Source organism: Streptomyces sp. NPDC054834, assembly GCF_053611185.1.
On record NZ_JBSGZV010000050.1, the window covers coordinates 1 to 24502 of the forward strand.

Sequence of the window (24502 nt, forward strand, 5' to 3'; positions counted from 1 at the left end):
GGCTTTCCTCCGGGCGCTTCCCTTCGGTCTTGCGTTTCCGACTCTATCAGATCTTTTCTCGATCCGATTTCCTCGGTGCTTTCCAGGTTCCCGCTCTCGCGTTTCCCTTTCCGGCGTTTCCGACTCTATCAGATCCTTTTCGGTGTCCGATTCCCGGTCGGCGGGATTTGCCTTCCCGGCCCTTCGGCCGTTCCGACGAGTGAGACTTTAGCGGATTCCTCGCTCCCGACCTAATCGGGGGCCGCGTCCTTTCGAACGTGGATTCCTCATTTCGCGAATACGCTCGCCAAAGCACACGGCAACGGATCGCCGAGCAGTGGCTGGTACCTACGGAATGGCTGTCCGGGGACCGACCGGAGTCGGCTCTCACGTCGGACAACTCGAAGAACCCTACGGATCAGGTCGGGGTGTGTCAACTCGCGGCGGCGCTGCGCGCCGACGGCGTACTCTGGGTCCATGACTACGCGTACGTGCAACCAGCAGTGGTGGGCCGCCTGACGGCGGCCGCGCTCACGTATGCGTTCAACGGCCGCCGCCTCGGCGGCCGTTCTCGTTTCTCCCTCCAGGAGTCCTGAGGGTCGGCCGACCGGGACGGTGGCCCCGACCAGGAGGTGGAGTGGAGATGACGCGAGTCTTCAGCGGGGTCAAGCCGACCGGGCATCTGACGCTGGGGAACTACCTGGGAGCCATGCGGCGCTGGGCCGAGGTGGACCAGCACAGGTCGGACGCGCTGTTCTGCATCGTCGATCTGCACGCGCTGACCGTGGACCACGATCCGGCGCGGGTGCGCAGACTCAGCCGCCAGGCGGCCACGCTGTTGCTGGCGGCAGGGCTGGATCCCGAGCTGTGCACCGTGTTCGTACAGAGCCATGTCGATGAGCACGCGCGGCTGTCGTATGTGCTCGAGTGCGTGGCGACCGACGGTGAGATGCGGCGGATGATCCAGTACAAGGAGAAGGCCGCGCGGGAGCGGGCGCGGGGCGGCAGCGTGCGGCTGTCGTTGCTGACGTATCCGGCGCTGATGGCGGCGGACATCCTGGCGTACGGGACGGATGAGGTACCGGTGGGGGACGACCAGGCGCAGCATGTGGAGCTGACGCGGGATCTGGCGGTGCGGTTCAACCAGCGGTACGGGCATACGTTCGTGGTGCCGCGGGCCACGTGTCCGGAGGTGGCCGCGCGGGTGATGAACCTCCAGGAGCCGGCTTCGAAGATGGGGAAGAGCGACGACTCCGGGCCGGGGATCGTGTATCTGCTCGATGAGCCGGATGTGGTGCGCAAGAAGGTCGTGCGGGCGGTGACCGACAGTGGGCAGGACGTCGTGTACGACCGCGAGGAGCGGCCCGGGGTCGCGAATCTGCTGGAGATTCTCGCCGCCTGTACCGGTGGGGATCCGGCGGCGCTGGGTGAGGGGTACGCGTCTTACGGGGAGCTGAAGAAGGACACCGCGGAGGCCATCGTCGAGGTGTTGCGGCCGGTGCAGGCGCGGCACAAGGAGTTGTGCGCGGATCCCTCTTATGTGGAGGACGTGTTGCGTCGCGGGGCCGACCGGGCCCGGGCGATGGCGCGGCCGACCGTGGATGCCGCTTATGGCGCGATCGGGCTGCTGCCTTCGGTGCCTTCGGGTGCGGAGGCCGTCGTGAACGCGGCCCGGTAGGCGCGCGGGCTGGTGGCGAGGCGCGCTGCGAAGTGCTGACGCATCGTGACCTCGCTGCCGAAGCCCGCGCGGCGGGCGACCTCGGGCATGGGGAGGTCGGTGCGTTCGAGGAGTTTCTGGGCCGCGGCGATGCGCTGGTCGAGGAGCCAGCGCAGCGGGGTCGTGCCGGCGGCTGCCGTGAAGTGGCGGGCGAAGCTGCGGGGGGACATGCCCGCGTGGGAGGCCAGGTCGGCGACCGTGAGCGGTTCGTGGAGGTGGCGCAGGGCGTGTTCGCGAACGGCGGCGAGGGTGTCGGCGTCGCGGTCCGCGCGGGGGGTGGGGCGCTCGATGAACTGTGCCTGGGTGCCGGTGCGGAAGGGGGCGGTGACCATGGAGCGGGCGATGGTGGCCGCGGCCTCGGCGCCGTGGGCGCGGCGGACCAGGTGGAGGCAGAGATCGATGCCGGCCGCCGTGCCGGCCGCGGTCCAGATGTTGTCGTCCTCGATGAAGAGGGCGTCGGGGACGACGGTGACCTGCGGGTGGTGGGTGCGCAGGAGGTCGACGAGGTTCCAGTGGGTGATGGCGCGGCGGCCGTCGAGGAGGCCGGCCTGGGCGAGGGTGAAGGCGCCGCCGCAGAGGGCGGCGAGGGTGGTGCCGCGGGTGTGGGCGCGGCGGAGGGCGTCGAGGACGGGGGTGGGTGCGGGGGTCAGGTGGTCGTCCAAGCCGGGGATCAGGATCAGGTCGGCTTGGTCGAGCCAGGTGAGGGTGCGGTCGGGGAGGAGGGAGAGGCCGCCGCGCATGGGGATGGGGGCGGTGTCGGCGGCGACGCGGCGCAGGTCGAAGGCGGGGGCGCCGCGGTCGGTGCGGTCGGTGCCCCAGACCTCGGTGATGACGGAGACATCGAAGGCTCGGATGCCGGGGAAGGCGACCAGGGCGATGCGGTGGGCGCGGGCCATGGGCCCCACAGGTGCGATGGGTGCCACAGGTGCCATGGATGCCATGGGTGGCAGTAAACCATCGATCGCTGTCTTTTCGCCCTATGGGGCGGGCGGGTCCGACCGCGGCAGGATCGAGGCATGGAGATCGCGGAGAACGCAGCACTGGTGGTCGTGGACGTGCAGAAGGGCTTCGAGGAAGCCGGCTTCTGGGGGCCGCGGAACAACCCGGGGGCCGATGACAACATCGCGGCGCTGATCGACGTATGGCAGTCGACGGGGCGGCCGGTCGTCTTCGTACGGCACGACTCGCCGAAGCCGCAGTCGCCGCTGCGGCCGGGGTATGCGGGGAACGACCTGAAGGAGTACGTGGCGGAGCGGCGCGGGAAGGGGGCGGGGGCCGAGCTGTTCCTGACCAAGACCGTGAACTCGGCCTTCCTCGGCACCCCGGATCTGGGGGCCTGGCTGACGGCGGAGGGGATCGGGCAGGTCGTGGTGATCGGGATCCAGACCAACATGTGCGTGGAGACGACGGCCCGGATGGGCGGGAACCTCGGGTACGACGTGGTGGTGCCGTACGACGCGACGTACACCTTCGATCTGGAGGGGCCGTTCGGCTGGCGGCGCAGTGCGGAGGAGGTTGCGCAGGCGTCGGCGGTGTCGCTGCACGGGGGTGGGTTCGCGCGGGTGGTGACGACGCAGGAGGTTGTGGGGGCGGCTGGCTGAGCCCGGCGCCTCCACTGGGGGCGCTCAGTCCTTTTTGCCCGAGGCCAGTTCGCGGCTGCGGTCGCGGGCGGCCTCCAGGGCGGCGATGAGGGCGGCCCGTACGCCGTGGTTCTCCAGTTCACGGATGGCGTTGATCGTCGTACCGGCGGGGGACGTGACGTTCTCGCGGAGCTTGACCGGGTGTTCGCCGCTGTCGCGGAGCATGATGGCCGCGCCGATCGCGGACTGGACGATCAGGTCGTGGGCCTTGTCGCGGGGCAGGCCGAGCAGGATGCCGGCGTCGGTCATGGCTTCGACCAGGTAGAAGAAGTACGCGGGGCCGGAGCCGGAGAGGGCGGTGCAGGCGTCCTGCTGGGACTCGGGGACGCGGAGGGTCTTGCCGACGGCGCCGAAGATCTCCTCGGTGTGGGTGAGGTGTTCGGCGGTGGCGTGGGTGCCGGCGGAGATGACGGACATGGCCTCGTCGACGAGGGCGGGGGTGTTCGTCATGACGCGGACGACCGGGGTGCCGGGGGCGAGGCGTTCCTCGAAGAAGGCGGTGGGGATGCCGGCGGCGCCGCTGATGATCAGGCGGTCGGTGGGGACGTGGGGGGCGAGTTCGTCGAGGAGCGTGCCCATGTCCTGCGGCTTGACCGTGAGGATGAGGGTGTCGGCGGTCTTGGCGGCCTCGGCGTTGGTGACCGGGGTGACTCCGTGGCGGGTGCGGAGTTCTTCGGCGCGTTCTCGGCGGCGGGCGGTGACCAGGAGGTCGGCGGGGGACCAGCCGGCTCGGATCATTCCGCTGAGCAGGGCTTCGCCGATCTTGCCGGTGCCGAGGACTGCGACTTTCTGGGTCATGGGTTCATCTTTGCACCGGGGGTGCGCTGGAGGGGGTGGGTGTCCGGTGGACGGGATGTGGTCTCGCCCCGGCCAGGGGGCTCCGCCCGCTGGGCCCCCATCGGCCTGAACGGCCTCGTCCTCAAACGCCGGACAGGCTGGAGTGGCTCACGCTGTTCGGCGGCGCAGTGTGGCTGCGCCCAGGGTCAGCACCAGGAGGGCGCAGGACGCCACGATCAGCGCGTCTCGTGCGAATGTCGCTGTCATGTCCGTGTGGTGGAGGACCTCGTTCATGCCGTCGACCGCGTACGACATGGGCAGGGCGTCGGAGATGGCTTCCAGGACGGGGTGCATGTGGGCGCGCGGGGTGAAGAGGCCGCAGAGGAGGAGTTGGGGGAAGATCACCGCGGGCATGAACTGGACCGCCTGGAATTCGGAGGCCGCGAAGGCCGAGACGAAGAGGCCGAGGGCTGTGCCCAGCAGGGCGTCGAGGAGGGCTACGAGGAGCAGTAGCCAGGGGCTGCCTGTGACGTCGAGGCCCAGGAACCAGACCGCGAGACCGGTGGCCATTGCCGACTGGACGATGGCCAGGGCGCCGAAGGCGAGCGCGTAGCCGGCGATGAGGTCGGCCTTGCCGAGGGGCATGGCGAGGAGCCGTTCGAGGGTGCCGGAGGTGCGTTCGCGCAGGGTGGCGATGGACGTGACCAGGAACATCGTGATCAGCGGGAAGATGCCGAGGAGCGAGGCGCCGATGTTGTCGAAGGTGTGCGGGCTGCCGTCGAAGACGTAGCGCAGCAGGAGCAGCATCAGGCAGGGGATCAGAAGCATCAGCGCGATGGTGCGCGGGTCGTGGCGGAGCTGGCGCAGGACGCGGGCCGCGGTGGCGGTGGTGCGGGAGAGGTTGAGCGCCGGATGGGTCATCGTGCCGTCTCCTTCGCGCGGCCTGCGGCGACCGCCTCGTCCACCAGGTGCAGGAAGGCCGCCTCGACGGTTTCGGCGCCGGTGCGGGTGCGCAGGGCGTCGGGGGTGTCGTCGGCGAGGATCTCGCCCTCGCGCATGAGGAGGAGGCGGTGGCAGCGCTCGGCCTCGTCCATGACGTGGGAGGAGATCAGGAGGGTGGCGCCGCGGGTGGCGGCGATGTCGTGGAAGAGGTGCCACAGGTCGCGGCGCAGGACCGGGTCCAGGCCGACGGTGGGTTCGTCGAGGACCAGGAGTTCGGGGGTGCCGAGGAGGGCCACGGCGAGGGAGACCCGGCCGCGCTGACCGCCGGAGAGGTTGCCGGCGAGGGCGTCGGCGTGGGTGGTGAGGTCGACGTCGGCGAGGACGCGATCGACATCGTGGCGGCGCTCGGCTGCCGCGCGGCCGGGGTCGAGGATCGCGGCGAAGTAGTCGAGGTTCTGGCGGACGGTCAGGTCGTCGTAGACGGACGGGGCCTGGGTGACGTAGCCGATGCGGGTGCGCAGGGTGGGGTGGCCGGCGGGGTGGCCGAGGACCTGGAGGGTGCCGGTGACCTTGGCCTGGGTGCCGACGACGGCTCGCATGAGGGTCGACTTGCCGCATCCGGAGGGGCCGAGCAGGCCGGTGATCCGGCCGCGCGGGACGGTGAAGTCGAGGCCGCGCAGGACGGTGCGGGGGCCTCGGACGGCGGTGAGGGAGGAGGCCTGTACGGCGGGGGCCGACGGGGGGTCGGCGGGGGTCCCGGGAGGGCCGGGCACATAATTCATCATGCGATGAATAATGCGCCCGGGGTGGAGTGCCGTCAAGCGATGGCCACCAGCAGCTCCACGTCGTAGACCTCCTCCACCATCCCGTCGGGGAAGGCGGTGAGCAGGTGGGATCGCTCCTCGGCGAGGAAGGCCTCGGCGGTCGCCGGGTCCTGGACCAGGAAGATCGAGTGACTGCCGAGGTTGGCGAGATGGGTGTCGACGGGGACGCGGCGGCTCCAGCGGACCGTGCGGTCGGCGAAGTCCAGGCGGCCGGTGGGGTCGGCGAGGGCGGACCGCGAACTGTTGTGCACCTCCGCACGCCGGTCGACATCGAAGTGGCGCTTGAGACGGTCGTTCTGCGCGTCGATCCACGGGACGCCGAGGGCGCTCTTGTTCCACCACAGCGCGAGGGCGCCGCCGGGACGCAGGACGCGCAGGGCCTCCGGGACCGAGTGGACCGGGTCGGTCCAGTGCCAGGCCTGGGCGTAGGTGAGCAGGTCGGCGGAGGCGTCGGCCAGCGGGAGGGCGTTGCCGTTGCCGCGGACCAGCGGGACGTCGGGGAGCGTGCGGCGGAACTGGGCCGCCATGCCGTCGCCGGGTTCCACCGCGAGCACGTCGGCGCCGCGGGCGTGCAGCAGCGCGGTGGCTATGCCGGTCCCGGCGCCGACGTCGACGACCCGGGCGCCGGTGAGGGGGCGGGCGGCGAGTTCCTCGAGGGTCTCGAAGAGGGCGGGCGGATAGGAGGGGCGGTTCGCGGCGTACTGGGCGGCGGCGCCGTTGAAGGAGTGGGCCCGGGAGGCGAAAGGCGACGGCGATGGAGACGACGGCGATGGAGACGGTGATGGAGTTGTGGTCATACGGTCATGCTGGCTGCTGGGGCCCGGGCATGCCGTCGATACGGTGAATGCCTTCCTTCCGCTTTCCCTTTCCGCTTACTCCTTGCGGCGCTTCTTGGAAGGGTTTCCCGTGCGGCGGGCGGTGCGGCGGGTGTGCTGGGCGCGGGCCTCTTCGTATTCGGCGCGGTGCAGCTTCTCGCCGGGGGCCTCGGCGAGGGAGCGGAAGAAGTAGGCGGCGAGGGAGCCGACGAAGCCGATGGCCAGCAGGCCGCGCAGGGAGGCCTGGCGGGCGGGGTCGAGGCGCTTGCCGAAGCCGTCCCAGGTGTTGCGGAAGGCCAGCGCGCTACAGATCGCGAACATCGCCACGACCAGGACGGTCACGAAGGCTCCGCTGCCCGCGATCTCCAGTCCCTGGTAGGCGAAGCGCAGGACGACGCAGGAGGCGACGGCCGCCGCCAGCGAGCCGGCGGTGACGGCCGCGCGGCGGGCCGCGTAGCCGTTGTCGTGGTTCACCCAGGTCGTGCCGAAGAACCGCAGGGGCTCGGGGCGGGGGCCGTCGCCGGGGGTGCCGCCCGGGGAGCCCGCCGTGGTGTCCGGGGTGCCGGTTTCGTCGCTCACGGGACGATTATGGCCGGACGGCGCGGCGGGCTCCGTAGCGGGTCAGGAGCAGCGGGAGGCCACGTAGCCATCGGTGCCCGTGTGGATGTACGCGTCGGACACGTACTGGCCGTCGCCGATGTTGTCCCAGATCTTGCTGGTGCCGTACGGCCCGGTGACCGTCTGGCCCGGCGTCTGGCAGTAGATCGGGACCTTGGCGCCCTCGGCCAGGGTGCGGACGAGGCTGTAGTCGGTGCCGGGGCCGCTGCGGACGTTGAGCCGGACGCCCGGGGCGACCGAGTAGTAGCGGACGAGCGCGTCCGCCTCGGCCGCGGTGGTGACGGCCGCCGTCCCCTCCCCGCCCTCGACTTCTCCGATGTCGGCAACAGACATGTGAACTCCCCCCGTTCGATCCCCATGAGTGCCATGGGGCCCCGTTGATTCCCCGAAAACACGCCGTGAAACACATGTGCGTGATTCGCACGCGAACGCTAGCAAGCCGCCTCTGTCTCGTACGAGACATCGACTAGGCTCCGTGCGTCGCGCGCGCCGACGAACAGCACGGGGGTGGTCCCATGGCGCCACAGCGGAACGCCGGAGCGGGCGCGGAAGCGGAACTTCCCGAGTACGCCGGTCACTACCACCTGGAGTCGCGTCTGGGCTCCGGCGGGATGGGTGTCGTGCACCTGGCCCGCAGCACCTCGGGCATGAAGGTCGCGGTGAAGGTCGTACACGCGCAGTTCGCCAGGGATCCCGAGTTCCGTGGCCGGTTCCGGCAGGAGGTGGCCGCCGCCCGGCGGGTGAGCGGTGCGTTCACCGCGCCTGTCGTGGACGCCGATCCGGAGGCGGAACGGCCGTGGATGGCGACGCTGTTCATCCCGGGGCAGACCCTCGCCGACCATGTGAAGGAGCACGGGGCCATGCCCCCGGACCGGTTGCGCCGGCTGATGGCCGGGCTGGCCGAGGCGCTGCGCGACATTCACCGGGTGGGAGTCGTGCACCGCGATCTCAAACCGAGCAACGTGCTGCTCGCCGAGGACGGGCCGAAAGTCATCGACTTCGGGATCTCCCGCCCCAAGGACAGCGAACTGCGCACCGAGACGGGGAAGTTGATCGGCACACCGCCGTTCATGGCGCCGGAGCAGTTCCGGCGCCCGCGGGAGGTGGGCCCGGCCGCCGACGTCTTCGCCCTGGGGTCGGTCATGGTGCACGCGGCCACCGGGCGCGGGCCGTTCGACTCCGACAGCCCCTATGTCGTCGCGTACCAGGTGGTGCACGACGAGCCCGACCTGGCCGGCGTACCGGAGAACCTGGCGCCGCTGGTGCTGCGCTGCCTCGCCAAGGAGCCGGAGGAACGGCCCACGCCCGACGAACTGATGCGGGAACTCCGGTCGGTGGCGGCCTCGTACGACACGCAGGCCTTCATACCGTCGCAGCGTACGGTCGACCCGCCTGCGGACGAGTCGCAGAACGGCAGGGAGACGGGCGGGCGGACAGGCTGGCAGACGGGCGGGGAGCCCGAGGCCGTGGTGCCCGAGGCCGAAGAGCCCGAAGTCGGGGCGCCCGGGGCCGGAAAGCCCGAGGTCGGGGAGCCCGAAGAGCGGCGCAAGGGGCGGCGGGGCCGGTGGTGGGGCGTGGCGGCCGGGGTGCTGGCTCTCGTCGTCGGCGGTGCGGTCGTGTCGGTGCGGTTGCTCGACGACCCCACTCCCCGGTCGGCCGAGGGCGGCTCGCACACCGTGTCGGCCGGGGCGTCGGGCGACGGGTTCATGCCATGGGTGGAAAAACCCGGGTCCGGGGACGCCGGGACGCCCCAATGCGCTGCCACCGCCGCCGCGTTGGTCTGCGCGCAGTCGGGGCGGGTGTACGCCCTCTCCCCCTCCGACGGCAGTCTGCTCTGGCGGCACTCCTCCGCCACGTCGCTCGGCAGCGGACCGCCCGTGCTGTCGGGTGGGCTGGTGCAGATCCTGACGGACGAGGGGCGGCGCGTGGAGGCGCTCGATCCCGCGTCCGGCAAGGTGCGACGGCGGCAGGACGTACCCACGGGCGGCGGAATGCGGTTCGCGGGGGGCACCCTCCTGCTCACCGGGGCCGACGGGACGGTCACCGGCGTGGACAGCGCCTCGGGCGGGACGAAGTGGCACCGCCGGGTACCGGGTCAGCCGTTTCCGCTGTTCACATGGTTCGCCGGGGACCGGGTGGCGTACGCGACGAGCACCTCCGCCGACGGGTCGAGCACGCGGGTCACGGCGGTGGACCCGGACACGGGTGACGTGCGCTGGGACGCACGGCTCGACGGATCACTGCGGCCCGTCGGCACCAGCGGCGGATCGCTCTACTTCCTCTCCGTCGACCGGGTCTACGGGGCCACGCGGGCGGTGGTCCGCTACACCCCCGCGTCCCGGACGACACGGCGGGTGGCGGTGTCCGCGTCCCCCGAGGACGCCCACGCCACCGTACGCGGAGACGTGGTCTACCTCATGGCCACCGGGGGCTCGCTGTCGGCCGTGGACACGGGCGCGCGCCGGCAGCTGTGGCAGTTGCAGACCTCCGTGAGCCGCGGCTCGGCACCGGTCGTCGACGGCGGCCATGTGTACGTCGGCATTCCCGACGGGCGGCTGCTCGCCGTCGACGCCCGGCGCGGCAGGCTCCTCGGGCAGACACCGACCCGGCTCGGCACGCGCACCGACCGGGTCGTCGCCACGCTGCCCGAGCCGGTGGTCGTCAAGGGCCGCGTGTACGCCGCCGCTCCCGACGGCACCGTCTTCGCCGTCGACGGCCGCGACCCGTCGGCCTGGTGACACCCGAAGGGGCCGCCCCCCAGCGGAGGCGGCCCCTGTCGGTGTACGAACGCTCAGCCCAGCTTGGTCACGTCCCGCACCGCGCCCTTGTCGGCGCTGGTGGCCATCGCCGCGTAGGCCCGCAGGGCGGCCGAGACCTTGCGGTCGCGGTTCTTGGGGGCGTAGGCGCCGTCGAGGGCCTGCTCGCGGCGGGCGAGTTCCGCCTCGTCGACGAGGAGGTCGATCGTGCGGTTCGGGATGTCGATGCGGATGCGGTCGCCGTCCTCGACGAGGGCGATCGTGCCGCCGGAGGCCGCCTCCGGGGAGGCGTGGCCGATGGACAGGCCCGAGGTGCCGCCGGAGAAGCGGCCGTCGGTGATCAGGGCGCAGGTCTTGCCCAGGCCCCGGCCCTTCAGGTACGAGGTCGGGTAGAGCATCTCCTGCATGCCGGGGCCGCCCTTGGGGCCCTCGTAACGGATGACGACGACGTCGCCGTCCTTGACCTCCTGGGTGAGGATCCGCTGGACGGCCTCCTCCTGGGACTCGCAGACCACCGCCGGGCCCTCGAAGGTCCAGATCGACTCGTCCACGCCGGCCGTCTTCACCACGCAGCCGTCGACCGCCAGGTTTCCCTTGAGGACCGCCAGGCCGCCGTCCTTGGAGTACGCGTGCTCGACCGAGCGGATGCAGCCTTCCGCCGCGTCCTCGTCCAGGGCCTCCCAGCGCTCGGACTGGGAGAAGGCCTCGGCGGAGCGGACGCAGCCGGGTGCCGCGTGCCACATTTCGACCGCTTCGGCGGACGGGGAGCCGCCGCGCACGTCCCAGGTCTTCAGCCAGTCCGCCAGGGACGGGCTGTGGACGGCGTGCACGTCCTCGTTGAGCAGGCCCGCGCGGTGCAGCTCGCCGAGCAGGGCGGGGATGCCGCCGGCGCGGTGCACGTCCTCCATGTAGTACGTGCGGTTCTTCGCGACGTTCGGGGCCACCTTCGCCAGGCACGGGACCCGGCGGGAGACCTCGTTGATCTCGTCCAGGCCGAAGGGGACGCCCGCCTCCTGGGCGGCGGCCAGCAGGTGCAGGATCGTGTTGGTCGAGCCGCCCATCGCGATGTCCAGGGCCATGGCGTTCTCGAAGGCCTGGACGGTGGCGATGTTGAGCGGCAGGACCGTGTCGTCGTCCTGCTCGTAGTAGCGGCGGGTGACGTCCATGACCGTACGGGCCGCGTCGACGTAGAGCTGCTTGCGGGCCGTGTGGGTGGCGAGGACCGAGCCGTTGCCGGGCAGCGAGAGGCCGATCGCCTCGGTGAGGCAGTTCATCGAGTTGGCGGTGAACATGCCGGAACAGCTGCCGCAGGTGGGGCAGGCGTTCTCCTCGATACGGAGGATGTCCTCGTCCGAGATCTTGTCGTTCACGGCGTCGGAGATCGCGTCGACCAGGTCGAGCGTGCGGACCGTGCCGTCGACCAGGGTGGCGCGGCCGGCCTCCATCGGGCCGCCGGAGACGAAGACCGTCGGGATGTTCAGGCGCAGGGCGGCCAGCAGCATGCCCGGGGTGATCTTGTCGCAGTTGGAGATGCAGACCAGGGCGTCGGCGCAGTGTGCCTCGACCATGTACTCCACGCTGTCCGCGATCAGGTCGCGGGAGGGCAGCGAGTAGAGCATGCCGCCGTGGCCCATCGCGATGCCGTCGTCCACGGCGATCGTGTTGAACTCGCGCGGGATGCCACCGGCCTCCTTGATCGCCTCGCTGACGATCCGGCCGACCGGCTGGAGGTGGGTGTGGCCGGGCACGAACTCGGTGAAGGAGTTGGCCACCGCGATGATCGGCTTCCGGCCGATGTCCGCACCGGGTACACCGGAGGCGCGCATAAGGGCGCGGGCGCCCGCCATGTTGCGGCCGTGGGTGACTGTGCGGGACCTCAGCTCGGGCATCGTCGCTCGCTCCTTCGAACCTTCGAAGACCATCTGGCAGAGAGCTCTGCCAGAGAGTTCTGACTGCCTACGAGCGTACGCCGCCGCTCCAAGGGATGGACACGAGTGTCCGGAATGCGGGATGCGTGTTCCACGGACGCGGTGCTGCCGGGGTGGCCGGGGGCCGTCGCGGATATCGGGAAAGGGCTGTCAGGGGTTCGTCAGGTGCCCCTGCACCACCGGCGCCACCCGCGCCACGATCTGCTCCAGGTCCGCCGACGCCAGCGGCTCCACCTTGATCACGTAGCGCAGCATCGCGCACCCCACCAGCTGTGCGGCCGCCAGTTCGGCGCGCAGTTCGGCGTCGGGCAGGTCGAGCTGGACGGCGATGCGGCGCAGCAGTTGGGTGGCGACCAGGCGGCGGAAGACGGCGGCCGCGGTCTCGTTGTTGACGGCGGAGCGCACGATGGCCAGCAGGGGCGTACGGGTGGTGGGGTTCTCCCAGACGCCGAAGATGAAGCGGGTCAGCCGCTCCCCCACTCCGTCCAGCGGGCCCGCGGCCACCGCGTCGGGGGCGTTCAGGGCGGGCGCGAAGGCCACCTCGATGGCCGCCGCGAAGATCTGGTCCTTGGTGCCGAAGTAGTGGTGGACGAGCGCGGAGTCGACGCCGGCGGCCTTGGCGATGCCGCGTACGGACGTCTTCTCGTAGCCGCGCTCGGAGAACTCCTCGCGGGCCGCGGTGAGGATGCGGTCGCGGGTGTCGGCCGACTCGGTGCGCGGGGGGCGGCCGCGGCGGCGGGCGCCGGTCGTCCCGGTCACCGCCGGGGCACCTTCACCGGGGAGGCCATGTGCAGGCGGGTGAAGGCCAGGGCCTCCGCGAGGTCGGCCTCGCGCTCGGCGCTGGACATCGCCCGCCGGGTGTTGACCTCGATGACGACATGGCCGTCGAAGCCGGTCAGCGCGAGCCGCTCCAGCACCTCGGCACAGGGCTGGGTGCCGCGGCCGGGGACCAGGTGCTCGTCCTTCGCCGACCCCCGGCCGTCGGCCAGGTGGACGTGGCCGAGGCGGTCGCCCATCCGGTCGAGCATGTCGAGGGCGTCCGTGCGGGCGGTCGCGGCGTGGCTGAGATCGATCGTGAAGTGCCGGTAGTCGTCCTGGGTGACGTCCCAGTCGGGGGCGTAGGCGAGCATCTCGCGGTCGCGGTAGCGCCAGGGGTACATGTTCTCCACCGCGAACCGTACGTCCGTCTCGTTCGCCATGCGCCAGATCCCGGTGACGAAGTCCCGGGCGTACTGCCGCTGCCAGCGGAACGGCGGGTGCACGACGACGGTGCCGGCGCCGAGCTTCTCGGCGGCCGCCCGGGCGCGCTCGAGCTTGGTCCACGGGTCGGTGGACCACACCCGCTGGGTGATGAGCAGGCAGGGAGCGTGCACCGCCAGGATCGGTATCGCGTGGTAGTCGGAGAGGCGGCGCAGCGCCTCGATGTCCTGACTGACCGGGTCGGTCCACACCATGACCTCGACGCCGTCGTAACCGAGGCGCGCGGCGATCTCGAAGGCCGTCGCCGTGGACTCCGGGTACACCGAGGCCGTGGAGAGGGCGACCTTCGCATCTGGGATGCGGACGGGCTCTGCCATGAGGGACAGGTTACGGGCTGCGGTGAGCGGAACGCGGGGTACCCGTTAGCCGTTGTGGGGTTTGCCACGGGCGAGTACCGGTCGTCCGTGGCCTGTCCCCGGGCGCTCTACACCGACCCCATGTGGTCCAGTCGCCGCAGGATCACGCCCTCCCGGAGCGCCCACGGGCAGATCTCGAGGTTCTCCACGCCGAAGAGGTCCATCGCGGCCTCGGCGACCAGGGCACCGGCGAGGAGCTGGCCGGCCCGGCCGTCGGAGACGCCGGGGAGTTCGGCGCGCTGGTCCGCGGTCATGGAGGCCAGGCGGGGGACCCAGGCCTCCAGGGACTCGCGCTTGAGCTCGCGCTGGACGTAGAGGCCCTCGGCGGAGCGGGCGGCGCCGGCGATACGGGCCAGCTGCTTGAAGGTCTTGGAGGTGCCGACCACGTGGTCCGGGGCGCCGAAGCGGGTGAACTCGCCGATGGTGCGGGCGATCTCGGTGCGCACATGGCGGCGCAGTGCCCTTATCTGCTCCGGGTCGGGCGGGTCGCCGGGCAGCCAGCCGGCGGTGAGCCGGCCCGCGCCGAGCGGGAGGGAGACGGCCGTGTCGGGCTCCTCGTCGATGCCGTAGGCGATCTCGAGGGAGCCGCCGCCGATGTCCAGGACGAGCAACTTCCCGGCCGACCAGCCGAACCAGCGGCGGGCGGCGAGGAAGGTGAGGCGGGCCTCCTCCTCGCCGGTGAGGACCTGGAGCTCGACACCGGTGGCGTCCTGGACGCGGGCCAGCACCTCGTCGGCGTTGCTCGCCTCGCGGACCGCGGACGTGGCGAACGGCAGCAGGTTCTCCACGCCCTTGTCCTCGGCGGCCTGGAGGGCGTCCCGGACGACACCGACCAGTTTGTCGACGCCTTCGGCGCCGATGGCACCGCTGCCGTCGAGGAGCTGGGCGAGCCGCAGCTCGGCCTTGTGCGAATGCGCGGGCAGGGGGCGCGCGCCGGGGTGTGCGTCCACGACCAGCAAGTGCACCGTGTTCGAACCCACGTCCAGGACACCGAGTCTCATGTACGGAACGCTACTGCCAGTACCGCGGTGCTCAGGCCCCGGAGCGGTCTCCGGCCACTTACCCTGGATGCGTGCCAAAGACGAAAAAGGCGAAGAGCGACAAATCCTCCACGGGTGCGAAGGTGAGCGACGAGAAGGGGCTCGACTTCGCGCGCGCGTGGGTGGAGTTTCCTGATCCGGCGGACGACGAGCAGGTCTTCCGCTGCGATCTGACATGGCTGACCTCTCGCTGGAACTGCATCTTCGGCAGCGGCTGCCAGGGCATCCAGGCGGGCCGCGCGGACGACGGGTGCTGCACGCTGGGTGCCCACTTCTCCGACGAGGACGACGAGAAGCGGGTCGCCGAGCATGTGGCGAGGCTGACGCCGGACATCTGGCAGAACCGCGACGAGGGGCTGGCGCACGGCTGGGTCTCCGAGGACGAGGACGGTTCCCGGCAGACCCGGCCCTTCCAGGGCTCCTGCATCTTCCAGAACCGGCCCGGCTTCGCGGGCGGCGCGGGCTGCTCGCTGCACATCCTGGCCCTGCGCGAGGGCCGCGAGCCGCTGGAAACCAAGCCGGACGTGTGCTGGCAGCTGCCGATCCGGCGGACGTACGACTGGATCGACCGGCCCGACGACACGCGTGTGCTCCAGGTGTCCATCGGTGAGTACGACCGCCGGGGCTGGGGTCCGGGCGGCCACGACCTGCACTGGTGGTGCACGTCGGCGACCTCCGCCCATGGCGCGGGCGATCCTGTCTATGTCTCCTACCGGCCCGAGCTGACCGAGCTGATGGGCAAGGCCGGCTACGACCGGCTGGCCGAGCTGTGCGAGCAGCGCCTGGCCTCGCAGCTGCCGCTGGTGGCTCCGCATCCGGCGGATCCGGTCTAAGACCTGTAGGTCTCGCCGTACTCGCGGTGTCTGGCGGCGCGGCTGCCGCTGGCGGCTGGGCATCCGGCGGATCCGGGCCAAGGCCGGTCGGCCGGGCTGTTCGGCGGGGGCGGGGTGGCGCCGGACGTCGGGGCGGGGCTCGCGGCGGTGGACGGGGGCGGGGACCGGTCGGCTGGTCTCGAGGCGCTGGTTCGCGTGGTGCCGTAGGTCTCGCTGTGCTCGCGGGGTCTGGCGGCTCGGCTGCCGCTGGCGGCTGGGCATCCGGCGGATCCGGTCTGGTGTCCCGGCGCTAGGCCGGGGTGTCCGGTGGGTTCGGGGTGCCGCCGTCGGGCGGTGGGGGTGTCGGGCTTCCGGGGTTGCCGGGCGGTGTGGACGGGGCGGTCGGTGTGGGGGTCGGGTCCGTGGACGGGGGCGGGTCGGTGGGTGAGGGGTCGCTGGGAGCCGAGGCCGTGGGGGTCGGGTCCGGGTGGGCGGTCGGGGGCGGGTCGGCCGGTCGCGAGGGGCCGGTGGGGGCGGTGCCGTAGCCCTCGATCGAGACGACGGCGCCTGCCGGGGCGATCGCCACCTGTGCGGTCCAGTGGCCGGCGGGCTCACGCAGCTGGTCGACGTACACCTTGATCGTGAACGACTCGCCGGGCCGGAGGGTTCCCGAGGAACGGCTGAGGTAGAGCCAGTCGGCCGGGGTGGTCGCCGACCAGCGGACCGCGGAGGGGCCGGACGCGGTGAGTGTGACGAGCGTGGTGTCGCCGCTGGTGTCGGCCGTGACCGCGAGGTGTCCCGCCCCTTTGTGCCCGGCCCCGGGGACGCTGACCACCTCCACGGAGACGTCGGAGGAGCCGTCCTTGGCGAGGCTTCTGCCGGGGACGGTGGCGTTCCCGGCGTTCTCGTAGCCGCCGGCCGGGTCGCCGTCGAGGCCGTCCGGGCCGTGCGCCTCGCGCGCGGTGGCGGCGGGGCCGGCCTGGCCCTCTCCGATCGGGGTGCCCCGGTACGCGGCCCACAGGGCCAGCACGGGGGCGGCGACGACGGTGGCGACGACGGTCGTGGTGACGGCACGCGCGCGGATGCGGTCCCGGCGGGCGGCACGGTCCTTGGGGTCCATGGGGAAGCCGCGCCGGTCGAAGCGGGGCGTGGCGGAGCCCCGCGCGCGGGGGCCGTGGGCCAGGGCGACGTGCAGGGCCGCGCGGGGCGCCTCCAGGACGGGCAGCTCGGCGGGGGTGACCGTGGCGCCGGGCCAGCGTCCGGGGACCGCGCGCTCGGCGGTGCGGCGGCAGCGCGGGCAGTCGTCGACGTGCCGCACCAGCTCGCGCCGCAGGGCGCTGCTGAGCACCAGCTGCTGGTCGCCGGTGAGCCGGTCCACGCCGGGACAGCCGCCCGCCTCGACGACGGCGAGCGCGGCGCGGGTGCGCTCGACCTCGCAGGCGGCGGAGGCCAGCAGGTCGCGGGCGGCGGCGAGGTCCATGCCGAGGACGGCGGCGACCTCCTGGGCGGCGAGGTGGTGGCGCACGGCGAGTTCGAGCGCCTCGCGCTGCTCCGGGCTGGTGCCGGCGGCCTCCGGCCAGGCGAGCAGGGCGAGTTCGCCGCGCCGCTGCTCCTGGGCCTCCGCCGAGACGGGCGGCGCGGCGACGTGCCCCTTCTCGGCCCGGGCGCGGCCCACCGCGTGCGTGCCCTGACGTTTCTGCTTGGCCTCGGCCAGCTCGCGCAGACACGCCCAGCGGGCCAGCGCGTACAGCCACGCCCTGCGGTCGCCCACCGCCTGCGGCATCCGCTGCCCGCGCCGCTCGGCGAGCGCGAGGACGTCGCCCAGTGCGGCGGTCGCGGCCTCGTGGTCGCACAGCACGGACAGGCAGTAGGTGAACAGGCCGTCCAGGTAGGGCTCGTAGCGCGCGGGCGGCCGCTGCGCCAACGTGTGCGCCGCAGCACGATCGCGCGCCTCGCGGTGCGCTCTGTGTGCGCCGGTGCTGCGGGTCGAGGTCTCCGGACTGGTGCTCGTCACCCGTGCGACCGTAGGCGGCGGGGGGTGGGCCATTCCGGCGGCTTGAGCACATTTAATCCGTACGGGTGAAACGATCCCTCATAAGGGGACAAGAACCTCGGATTCAGCGACCGACGCGGGACAGCGCGGCCCCGGTAAGCCCCGGTAAGCCTCAGTAGGCAGGGCGATGGAAGTTGGGGAGAGGCGACAGGGGGTCGTCGTAGAGCAGCGAGAGCTGCTCGTCACGGCCCTGGACACGCAGCCACCACAGGGCGCGGGGGATCTCCGCGATGGATCCGATGCCGCGCAGGAAGGCGTCGACGGTGCCGCGCATTCGCTCGCACCGCGGGCCGCACTCCTTCGCGTGCGGAGCCGTCGTCCACAGTGCGACGCCATGGCTCTGTGACAGCAGCCGCGCCATGATCTCCCGGCCGGGCCCATGACTGACCGGGCCGCACAGAAAGGGAATGCCGCCGCGCGGGTGGACGCCCAGCGGCTCCGCCGCGGCAGGGAGCGGAAGGTGCCAGGCGAGGAAGTTCTGCGCGCCCTGCAAGTTCTGCCAGGCCGCGGACCCCGGGTTCAGGGTCCACGAGCCCCGGTCCGCGTAGCGCAGGGTCACCGGACGCTGCGAGCCCAGGGGCTGGGAGGAGTCGGTGCTCCGCCAGGTGTGCGGTGCCAGGTCGAAGCCCGTCAGGGGCAGGGCGAACTCGACCGGCGCCGGGGAATGGGGCGAGTCGGCCTCGCGCAGCGTCCCGCTGAGCGGCTCCGCCACGGCCCGGGGCAGCACGTTGATCTTGATGGAGGACCGGCTCTCGTGCCTGGTCTCCCATCCCTGACCGCGGGCCAGGAGGACGGCCCATCGGAAGGACGAGGTCCGGAAGAGCCCGCTCGCCACCGTGACCAGGACCTGGGCCTCGCGTTGGTGCACGCCGATGCCGACGCGGTACGAGTGCCTGATGGCCCGGCTCGCGCCCTCCACGTCCCCCACCCGCCGGTATGCCTCCACGGCCGCTTTCCACTGGTTGCGCGCGTCGGTGTAGCGGCGCAGTTCCTCGTTCGCCCGGGCCCTGACCTCGAGGACCCGGGCCTGTCCGTAGTCGTCGGTCAGTTCCTCGAACAGGGGCGCCGCCTCCTCGGCCAGTGCGAGGGCGTCCTGCATGCCGCCGGAGTCGTAGAGGGCCTCGGCGCGGATGAGCAGCGCCCGTGCCGTGCCCGGGCGGTCGTCGAGCTCGCGGCAGATGTCGGTGGCCCGGCTCAGATGCTCGAACCCCTCCGTGTACGCGCCCGTCTTGAGCAGGGCCACGCCCAGGTCCGTGTTCGCCTCGGCCTCGCCGCGCCGGTCGCCGACGAGCGTCATCCCGTCCAGTGCCCTGGTGTGCGCCGCCAGGGCGGTGGCCCAGTCGCCCCGCTCTGCGGCCACCAGACCGAGGGCCTCGTGGGCCTTGGCCGCGCCCCAGGCGTCGCCGAGTTCCTCGTGCAGGGTCAGGGCCGCCTCGTGCGCCCGTGTCGCGTCGTCCAGCCGGCCCGTCCCGCGCAGCGCGGCGCCGCGCAGGTTCAGCAGGTGCGCCCTCAGGTGCTCGGTGACGGGCTGCTCCAGCGCGGTCGCGCAGCAGTCCAGGCAGCGCTCGAAGTCCCGGCGCCAGTTCAGGTAGGCGCCCAGGAGCAGCACGAGGTCCGCGACATGGTCGGCGTCGGCGTGCGCGGGCGCCTCCAGGGCCTGTGCGACCAGGTTGTCGCGTTCGCCGTCCAGCCAGGCCAGCGCGTCCTCACGTGCCTCGGGACGGTTGTCGTCGGGGGGAGAGGCGCCCAGGCCCAGGTCCGTGACGGCCTCACGCGTGCGGTCGAGGCAGAAGGCCAGCAGGCGCCGCCGTGCGCTCGTCGCCTCCTCCCGCACGGCCGGCCCCCTGCCGAGCACCTGGCGGACGTACGCCTTCGGCAGCGTCTCCACCCGGAGCCGTTCCGCGGGTCCCTCCTGCACGATCAGGCCGGCTCCGTGCAGCCCCCGCACGGCCGCGTCGTGCCCGGCGAACAGAACGGCCACCGATTCCGTCCCGAGGTCGTCACCGGGCGCCGCCGACAGCAGCCGCAGTGCCGTGCGCCGGGCCGGGGAAAGCCTCGCGTACTCGGTGTCGAAGGCGTTCCTGAGCTCGTCGAAGACATGGAAGATCCCGCCCGCCGACTCGGCGCGGTCGAGCATCTGCGCGAGCGTGCCGGGGTACTGCGCGGCGAGCCGCAGTGCCAGGGGCACGCCTCCGCACAGGGCGGCCAGCCGCTGCGCCGCCTCGTTCTCGGGGCCGGCGGCACCGAGGACTGCCGTCGCGGCCTGGGGGGTGAGGGGCCTCAGCACCATGTGCCGCTCGTCAGGGGCCCCCGTCGCGGGGCGGGAGGTGACCAGGACGTGGAACCGGCTGCGGGCGGGAACGTCGTCCCAGGTGTCATGCGCCTGCGCCCAGGTCGTCCCGTCGTGCACGACGAGCACCGGCTGCTGGCCGTCCCGCAGCCGGGACACCGACCGGGCCACGGCGGCGGCCGCCTCCGGGCCGGGCGGGATCCAGTAGGCGCCGCCCGGGAACCAGCCGCGTTCCACGGCCTCGCGGGCCGCCGCCACCGCGAACACGGTCTTGCCGATGCCCGGCATGCCGGACACCAGGGTGAACCGCTCGCTCGAGATCCTCTCGGAGGGGTTCAGCAGCCTCAGCAGCTGGCCCGTCTCCGCGTCCCGTCCGGTGAAGGCCGCGGGTACGCGCGGCAGGGCCAGCCGGTCGGTGCGCGGGGCGCCGGTGCCGAGCACCGACCCCAGCACCTCCGTGGCGCGGTCGACCGCCGCCCGGCCGACCGCGCAGATCGTCAGGTGCTCGGCGGCGGGTGTGGCGTACGCGGTGGTGAGGCAGACCTGGTCCCGCCGGGTGTCGGGGCGCACGGGCTCGTAGTAGGCGCTGCTGCCCATGACCACGCGCGCCGTCTCCACCAGGCGCGAGGAGGGCCGTACGACGATGTCACTGCGCAGTTCGACCTCGGTGGCCACGACGACGTCGCCGTACTCCAGCCTGCGCCGCACGCCGCGCCCGTGGACCATGGACACCACCAGTGACGCGCCGTGGCGCTGGCCGGCCGCCATGACCTCGCGCCGGAACTGCGGCAGCTGCCAGTCGACGGACATGAGGACCACCCGGCGCGCGGTGCCCGCCAGGGTGCCGATCGTGTGGTCCGCGCTGAACTTCCGGTCGGTCAGCCGGGCGGACAGCGCGGCGTGCAGCCCGTCGGACCCGGTCAGCACCAGGACGGTCCCGGCTTCCTCCTCGCTCTCCTCCTCCGCCTCGGCCCCGGGCCCGTCCGGATCGACCGGTCCGGGCAACTCCACCTCGGTCCGCGGGCCCGGCGGGAGCTGCCCGGCCGGGCTGGTCCGCACCGGCAGCCGCTCACTGCGGAAGGGCACCCCGCCGGCGGTGATCAGGGTGAGCAGCAGTGCCGTGTCGTGGCCGGGGCCGGTCTCGTCCACGGGGTAGGTGACGAAGCGGGCCGGGCCGTAGGTGCCGCCGAAGCGGTGGAGTACGAGGGTGGTGTCGCCGACCGACTCGACGGCGAGGCCGGTGCCGCCCTCGAGCATGCAGCCGATGGCGTACTCCTCGGTGTCGTACGGCCAGGCCTCGTTCTCCGCGTCGAATTCGACATCGACGGTGACCAGGTACTTCTGCCCGGCCTCCGCCTCCTCGGGCCAGCTGACGAGGGGACGGAGCGGGACGGACGGCCGGTCCGTCGGTACGGTCATGCGCCCTCACCCCCTCCGCACGCCTGCGCCTGTGGCGCCTCCAGGGCCAGTGTGGTCTCCGGATGGCCGAAGTAGGCGTAGGTGAAGCCGGCGAAGAAGGCCTGGATCTCCTCGCCGACCCGGGCGGCGTCCCCGTACCTGACGGCCTCCTCGGCCCGGCGGGCGTGGTAGGCGCGGTTCTCCGTCAGGGCCTCGGCGAGGTTCACCGGCCCGCCCGCCGCCTGGGTGAGCAGCCGTGCCGCGAAGTCGTGGGCGTCCGCCTTGCTCACCTCCGCGAGCGTGGCGACGACCGCGCCGGCGCCCCATCTGAGGAAGACCTCGGCGAACGTGCAGGGCACAGCCGAGTTGTACCGGTGGTCCTCGGCGGTGCGTGCGGACACACAGGAGTTGATCAGGACGGCCGCCCCCGTCTCGAACAGGGCGGGCATCTGCCATTCGTCCGACAGCGCGGCGAGCGAGGCGTCACCGAGCAGGAACTTCTCGGGGTCCTTGGAGTAGTTGCCGTGGCAGCGCAGCAGGAGCAGCCCGAAAGCGGTGTACGGGTCCTCGAGGCGGGGGCGCAGTTCCTCCATGCGGCGGGACCGGGGCAGGACCTCGTGCCGGCCGACACCGTCGTGCTCGGCGCGGAACTCCTCGTCCTCGTAGACGAGTACGCCGCCACGGCAGTCCTTGCGCGGGGGGTCGTAGCGCTCGGCGCGGATGCCGTTCCACACGGTGGTCCAGCGGATGACGGGAAGCCTGGCGCCGATCCAGCCGCCCGTGCCGTCCGCCGCGCTCATGACCGCCGCGCCTCCGATCCGCTGCCGGTAGAGCAGCTCCCACGGGATCTCGTACGCCGTCTGGTCCCAGACCACCAGCTTGGGGTTCTCGGCCCGTTCCAGCCAGTCGACCCACCGGATCAGGGTCGGCTCCGTCTTCCACCAGCCCTTGACCCGCCGGTAGGTGTCGCGCCAGCCGATCTCCACCGCCAGTTCGGCGAGGCGCGGCAGGCCCAGGTCGGGTGGACGGCGCCGCTGGAGGTCGTCGTCGTCGTTCGCGCTCACCGTGGTTCCCTGGTAGTGGAAGTCCAGCCGGTAGTTGGGCTTGCCCGCGTACGGCCTGCTCGTGACCCGCAACAGGGCCGTGCCGGCGGGAAGTTGCTCCGACAGGGGGGCGTCCTGGACGTCGAGGCGTGCGGTTTCGGCCGGCCTGCGGACGCCGTCGGGTTCGTCCCGGGGGACGGCGGGCCGCTCGGGCTGTTCGAGGGCGGGCCTGCCCAGGTCCGCCTGTAACCGGCCGCGCAGGTTCATCGGTTCGGGTGTCATGACAGCGCCCCCGGTCGGCGCCGGGGTGTGACGAGGAGCGTCGCGCCGAGGGCCTCGGCGAGTTCGGTGGGCAGTTCCGTGTACTGGTCGAGGTCGGGCGCGACGATCACCGCGCGCATCCGGTTCAGCGTGGCCGCCGTGGCCGCGACGCGCAGGGCGTCGTCGACGCCCTCCCGGCGCACCCCGCTCGGCGGGCGCCCGCGCAGACTGGCCTCCAGGGGCACATTGCCCCGGCCGTCCGTGACGACGACGAACAGCACCTCGTCGACCACCGCGCGTCCCCGGCGCAGGAAGCGGCGCAGCTCGTGGACGCCGAGGTCGAGGGCGTGGGCGAGCGGGCTGGCGGCGCCCGGGGCCCGCTCGAAGGCCTCCAGCAGCCCGGGGTGGAGCAGCGAGGGCGCCCGGAAGCGTTCCGCGCACAGCTCCAGTTCGGCGGTGCGGTGGCCGAACTCCACCACCGTCACGGCCGCGTTCGACTCGTAGGCCCAGCGCAGGTGCGGAGCGAGCGCGGGCGCGGGATCCCAGTCGCGGCAGGAGTGGTCGAGGACGAGCACCAGCGCGTGCGCCGGTTCGGGGCGGCGGCGGTACTGCCGCAGGTCTTCCGCCCGCAGGGCGAGCGGGCCGTCCGGGCTGCCAGGGCGGTCCGCGGCGAGCAGCCGGGACTTGGCGGCCTCGACCATGCTCGGCACCAGGGCGAGGTCGTGCACGTCACGGGCCCGCATCGTCCCCACCGGGCGGCCGTTGAGCCGCTTGGCCGCGGTACGGCGGCGGCTCGGCGGGCGCAGCGAGCCCGGCTGGGGCAGGGCGTCCGGGGAGTCCTCGGGGTACGGGGCCGGCGTCGGCGGCACGCGGGGGGCGACCGGGGTCGGGGACAGCGGGAGCGGCGGCTCGGGCTCGGCCACGGGGGTGGGCACCGGAGGGGCCGCGGGTGGCTGCGGCTCCTTGGACGGCTGGGGTTCGGCCGGGGCTAGGTGCGGGCGGGGCGGGGGCTCCTGGCGGGGTTCGAACGGGACGTGCGGGGCCGTGATGCCGAGCAAGGCGGCGGCCTCCATGACGTGGCGCACCTCGGTACGCGGTGCGCCGGCCCGGGCCGCCAGGGCGCGGGCGACGCGGGCGAGGGCCAGGCCGCGCCGCATGCCCGTCACCGCGGGGACCAGGGCGGCCACGCGTTCGGCGGCGCCCGGCGTGAGGAGGGGGCGGGGTCCGTCCGCCGGTATCAGCGGGAGGGAGGGGAGCGCCCGGACCAGTCCGTCGCGCTCGGCGGGCAGGTCCCAGAACCGGTCGGTGCCGAGCCCCCACAGGATGTCGTTCAGCTGCTCCGCCTCGATCCGCAGCGGGAACCGGTCCAGCAGGTGCGGGGAGAGCCGGGTGGCCTCGGTGCGGTCGACGGCGGCCAGCCAGCGGGCGCGCGGGTGCCAGCGAAGGCTGTGCCCGTGCATCTCCACGTGGCCCGCCTCGGCGCCGATCAGCGTCACGGCGGCCCGTACGACGGCGGGCCCGGCCTGGCCCAGGTCGGGGACGAGCAGCACCGGAGGGGGGTCGCCGGGTTCCTCCACCAGCAGGCCCGGCACGAGGTGCAGCCCGTCGGCGTCCAGCCGGGGCCGCAGCCACAGTTCGTCCTCGCCCAGCCAGGCGCCCAGGGTGCGGACGTCCGCGCCGGCGCCCAGGTGCGCGGCCAGCCAGGCGCCCAGGGCGGGCAGGAGTTCCGGGTCGAGGTCGAGGAAGAGCAGGCCGCCCGCGCCCGGTTCCGTGGCCAGGCAGGCCAGGAAGGTCAGGGCGTGGATGACCGGGCGGGGCGGCGGTTCGGCGGGCACCGCGGGCTTCGGGGTGCCGGTGCGGGCGGAACCCGCTCGGGGGGCGCCGGGGGGCGGGGCCGCGGCGCCGCGGTCGGCCGGGGTGGGCACGGCGTACGGCGGCGAGGGCTTCTCTCCGTCCGGCTCGGGCCGGGCGTCCAGGGGGCGGTCCTGCATGG

20 protein-coding genes are annotated in these 24502 nt (G+C 72.9%); 5 read left to right on the top strand and 15 right to left on the bottom strand.

Annotated elements, in window-relative coordinates; genetic code table 11:
* The first annotated feature begins 407 nt into the window (after nt 1-407).
* On the top strand, nt 408-575 hold the full coding sequence (locus ACWGJM_RS40555; protein ID WP_453416775.1) for a hypothetical protein: 168 nt from the start codon (nt 408-410) through the stop codon (nt 573-575).
* Between the two features lie 47 nt (nt 576-622).
* The gene (gene trpS / locus ACWGJM_RS40560; RefSeq protein WP_453416776.1) at nt 623-1657 is read left to right on the top strand and encodes a tryptophan--tRNA ligase; all 1035 of its coding nucleotides are present in this window, start codon (nt 623-625) and stop codon (nt 1655-1657) included.
* On the opposite strand, the gene ACWGJM_RS40565 is transcribed toward trpS, so the two are convergent.
* Nucleotides 1588-2628, bottom strand: a complete 1041-nt coding sequence (locus tag ACWGJM_RS40565) for a GlxA family transcriptional regulator (RefSeq protein WP_453416777.1) — start codon at nt 2626-2628, stop codon at nt 1588-1590. The two genes, trpS and ACWGJM_RS40565, sit on opposite strands and share 70 nt — an antisense overlap.
* Before the next feature lie 84 nt (nt 2629-2712).
* Here ACWGJM_RS40565 and ACWGJM_RS40570 point away from each other — a divergent pair, with 84 nt between their 5' ends.
* Complete coding sequence (locus ACWGJM_RS40570; protein WP_453416778.1) at nt 2713-3297, top strand: cysteine hydrolase family protein; 585 nt, start codon at nt 2713-2715, stop codon at nt 3295-3297.
* A 24-nt stretch (nt 3298-3321) separates the two neighbouring features.
* On the opposite strand, the gene proC is transcribed toward ACWGJM_RS40570, so the two are convergent.
* The 6 genes from proC to ACWGJM_RS40600 form a co-directional block, all read right to left on the bottom strand.
* Complete coding sequence (gene proC, locus ACWGJM_RS40575; RefSeq protein WP_453416779.1) at nt 3322-4134, bottom strand: pyrroline-5-carboxylate reductase; 813 nt, start codon at nt 4132-4134, stop codon at nt 3322-3324.
* 147 nt (nt 4135-4281) lie between these two features.
* Nucleotides 4282-5034 (bottom strand): ABC transporter permease, encoded by a 753-nt coding sequence (locus tag ACWGJM_RS40580; protein WP_453416780.1) that lies wholly within the window; start codon nt 5032-5034, stop codon nt 4282-4284.
* Entirely contained in the window at nt 5031-5840 is an 810-nt protein-coding gene (locus tag ACWGJM_RS40585; protein ID WP_453416781.1) for an ABC transporter ATP-binding protein, read from the bottom strand. The genes ACWGJM_RS40580 and ACWGJM_RS40585 overlap by 4 nt, the downstream gene beginning before the upstream one ends.
* 32 nt (nt 5841-5872) lie before the next feature.
* Complete coding sequence (locus ACWGJM_RS40590) at nt 5873-6676, bottom strand: class I SAM-dependent methyltransferase (protein WP_453416782.1); 804 nt, start codon at nt 6674-6676, stop codon at nt 5873-5875.
* Nucleotides 6677-6751: 75 nt separating this feature from the next.
* Nucleotides 6752-7273, bottom strand: coding sequence for an EamA/RhaT family transporter (locus ACWGJM_RS40595; RefSeq protein WP_453416783.1), 522 nt, complete (start codon nt 7271-7273; stop codon nt 6752-6754).
* Between the two features lie 42 nt (nt 7274-7315).
* Nucleotides 7316-7645, bottom strand: a complete 330-nt coding sequence (locus ACWGJM_RS40600) for an SH3 domain-containing protein (RefSeq protein WP_453416784.1) — start codon at nt 7643-7645, stop codon at nt 7316-7318.
* A gap of 182 nt (nt 7646-7827) precedes the next feature.
* Between ACWGJM_RS40600 and ACWGJM_RS40605 the strand changes: the two genes are divergently transcribed.
* Complete coding sequence (locus tag ACWGJM_RS40605) at nt 7828-10050, top strand: serine/threonine-protein kinase (RefSeq protein ID WP_453416785.1); 2223 nt, start codon at nt 7828-7830, stop codon at nt 10048-10050.
* A gap of 53 nt (nt 10051-10103) precedes the next feature.
* On the opposite strand, the gene ilvD is transcribed toward ACWGJM_RS40605, so the two are convergent.
* From ilvD to ACWGJM_RS40625, 4 genes are all read right to left on the bottom strand, one after another.
* On the bottom strand, nt 10104-11957 hold the full coding sequence (ilvD, locus tag ACWGJM_RS40610) for a dihydroxy-acid dehydratase (protein ID WP_453416786.1): 1854 nt from the start codon (nt 11955-11957) through the stop codon (nt 10104-10106).
* A gap of 189 nt (nt 11958-12146) precedes the next feature.
* Nucleotides 12147-12755 carry a TetR/AcrR family transcriptional regulator gene (locus tag ACWGJM_RS40615; RefSeq protein ID WP_453416787.1) on the bottom strand — a complete coding sequence of 203 codons (609 nt, stop codon included), beginning with the start codon at nt 12753-12755 and terminating at the stop codon, nt 12147-12149.
* Nucleotides 12752-13573, bottom strand: coding sequence for a sugar phosphate isomerase/epimerase family protein (locus ACWGJM_RS40620; protein WP_453416788.1), 822 nt, complete (start codon nt 13571-13573; stop codon nt 12752-12754). Before ACWGJM_RS40620 ends, ACWGJM_RS40615 begins: the two co-directional genes overlap by 4 nt.
* A 107-nt stretch (nt 13574-13680) precedes the next feature.
* Nucleotides 13681-14613, bottom strand: coding sequence for a Ppx/GppA phosphatase family protein (locus ACWGJM_RS40625; RefSeq protein WP_453416789.1), 933 nt, complete (start codon nt 14611-14613; stop codon nt 13681-13683).
* A gap of 71 nt (nt 14614-14684) precedes the next feature.
* Between ACWGJM_RS40625 and ACWGJM_RS40630 the strand changes: the two genes are divergently transcribed.
* Entirely contained in the window at nt 14685-15485 is an 801-nt protein-coding gene (locus ACWGJM_RS40630) for a hypothetical protein (RefSeq protein ID WP_453416790.1), read from the top strand.
* 289 nt (nt 15486-15774) lie between these two features.
* On the opposite strand, the gene ACWGJM_RS40635 is transcribed toward ACWGJM_RS40630, so the two are convergent.
* The 4 genes from ACWGJM_RS40635 to ACWGJM_RS40650 form a co-directional block, all read right to left on the bottom strand.
* A complete protein-coding gene (locus ACWGJM_RS40635; protein WP_453416791.1) occupies nt 15775-17478 on the bottom strand; it encodes a BACON domain-containing protein in 1704 nt (567 codons plus the stop codon).
* A gap of 151 nt (nt 17479-17629) precedes the next feature.
* A complete protein-coding gene (locus ACWGJM_RS40640) occupies nt 17630-21226 on the bottom strand; it encodes a tetratricopeptide repeat protein (protein ID WP_453416792.1) in 3597 nt (1198 codons plus the stop codon).
* Nucleotides 21223-22530, bottom strand: a complete 1308-nt coding sequence (locus ACWGJM_RS40645) for a hypothetical protein (protein ID WP_453416793.1) — start codon at nt 22528-22530, stop codon at nt 21223-21225. The genes ACWGJM_RS40640 and ACWGJM_RS40645 overlap by 4 nt, the downstream gene beginning before the upstream one ends.
* Nucleotides 22527-24500 carry a hypothetical protein gene (locus tag ACWGJM_RS40650; RefSeq protein WP_453416794.1) on the bottom strand — a complete coding sequence of 658 codons (1974 nt, stop codon included), beginning with the start codon at nt 24498-24500 and terminating at the stop codon, nt 22527-22529. Before ACWGJM_RS40650 ends, ACWGJM_RS40645 begins: the two co-directional genes overlap by 4 nt.
* Nucleotides 24501-24502: the final 2 nt, after the last annotated feature.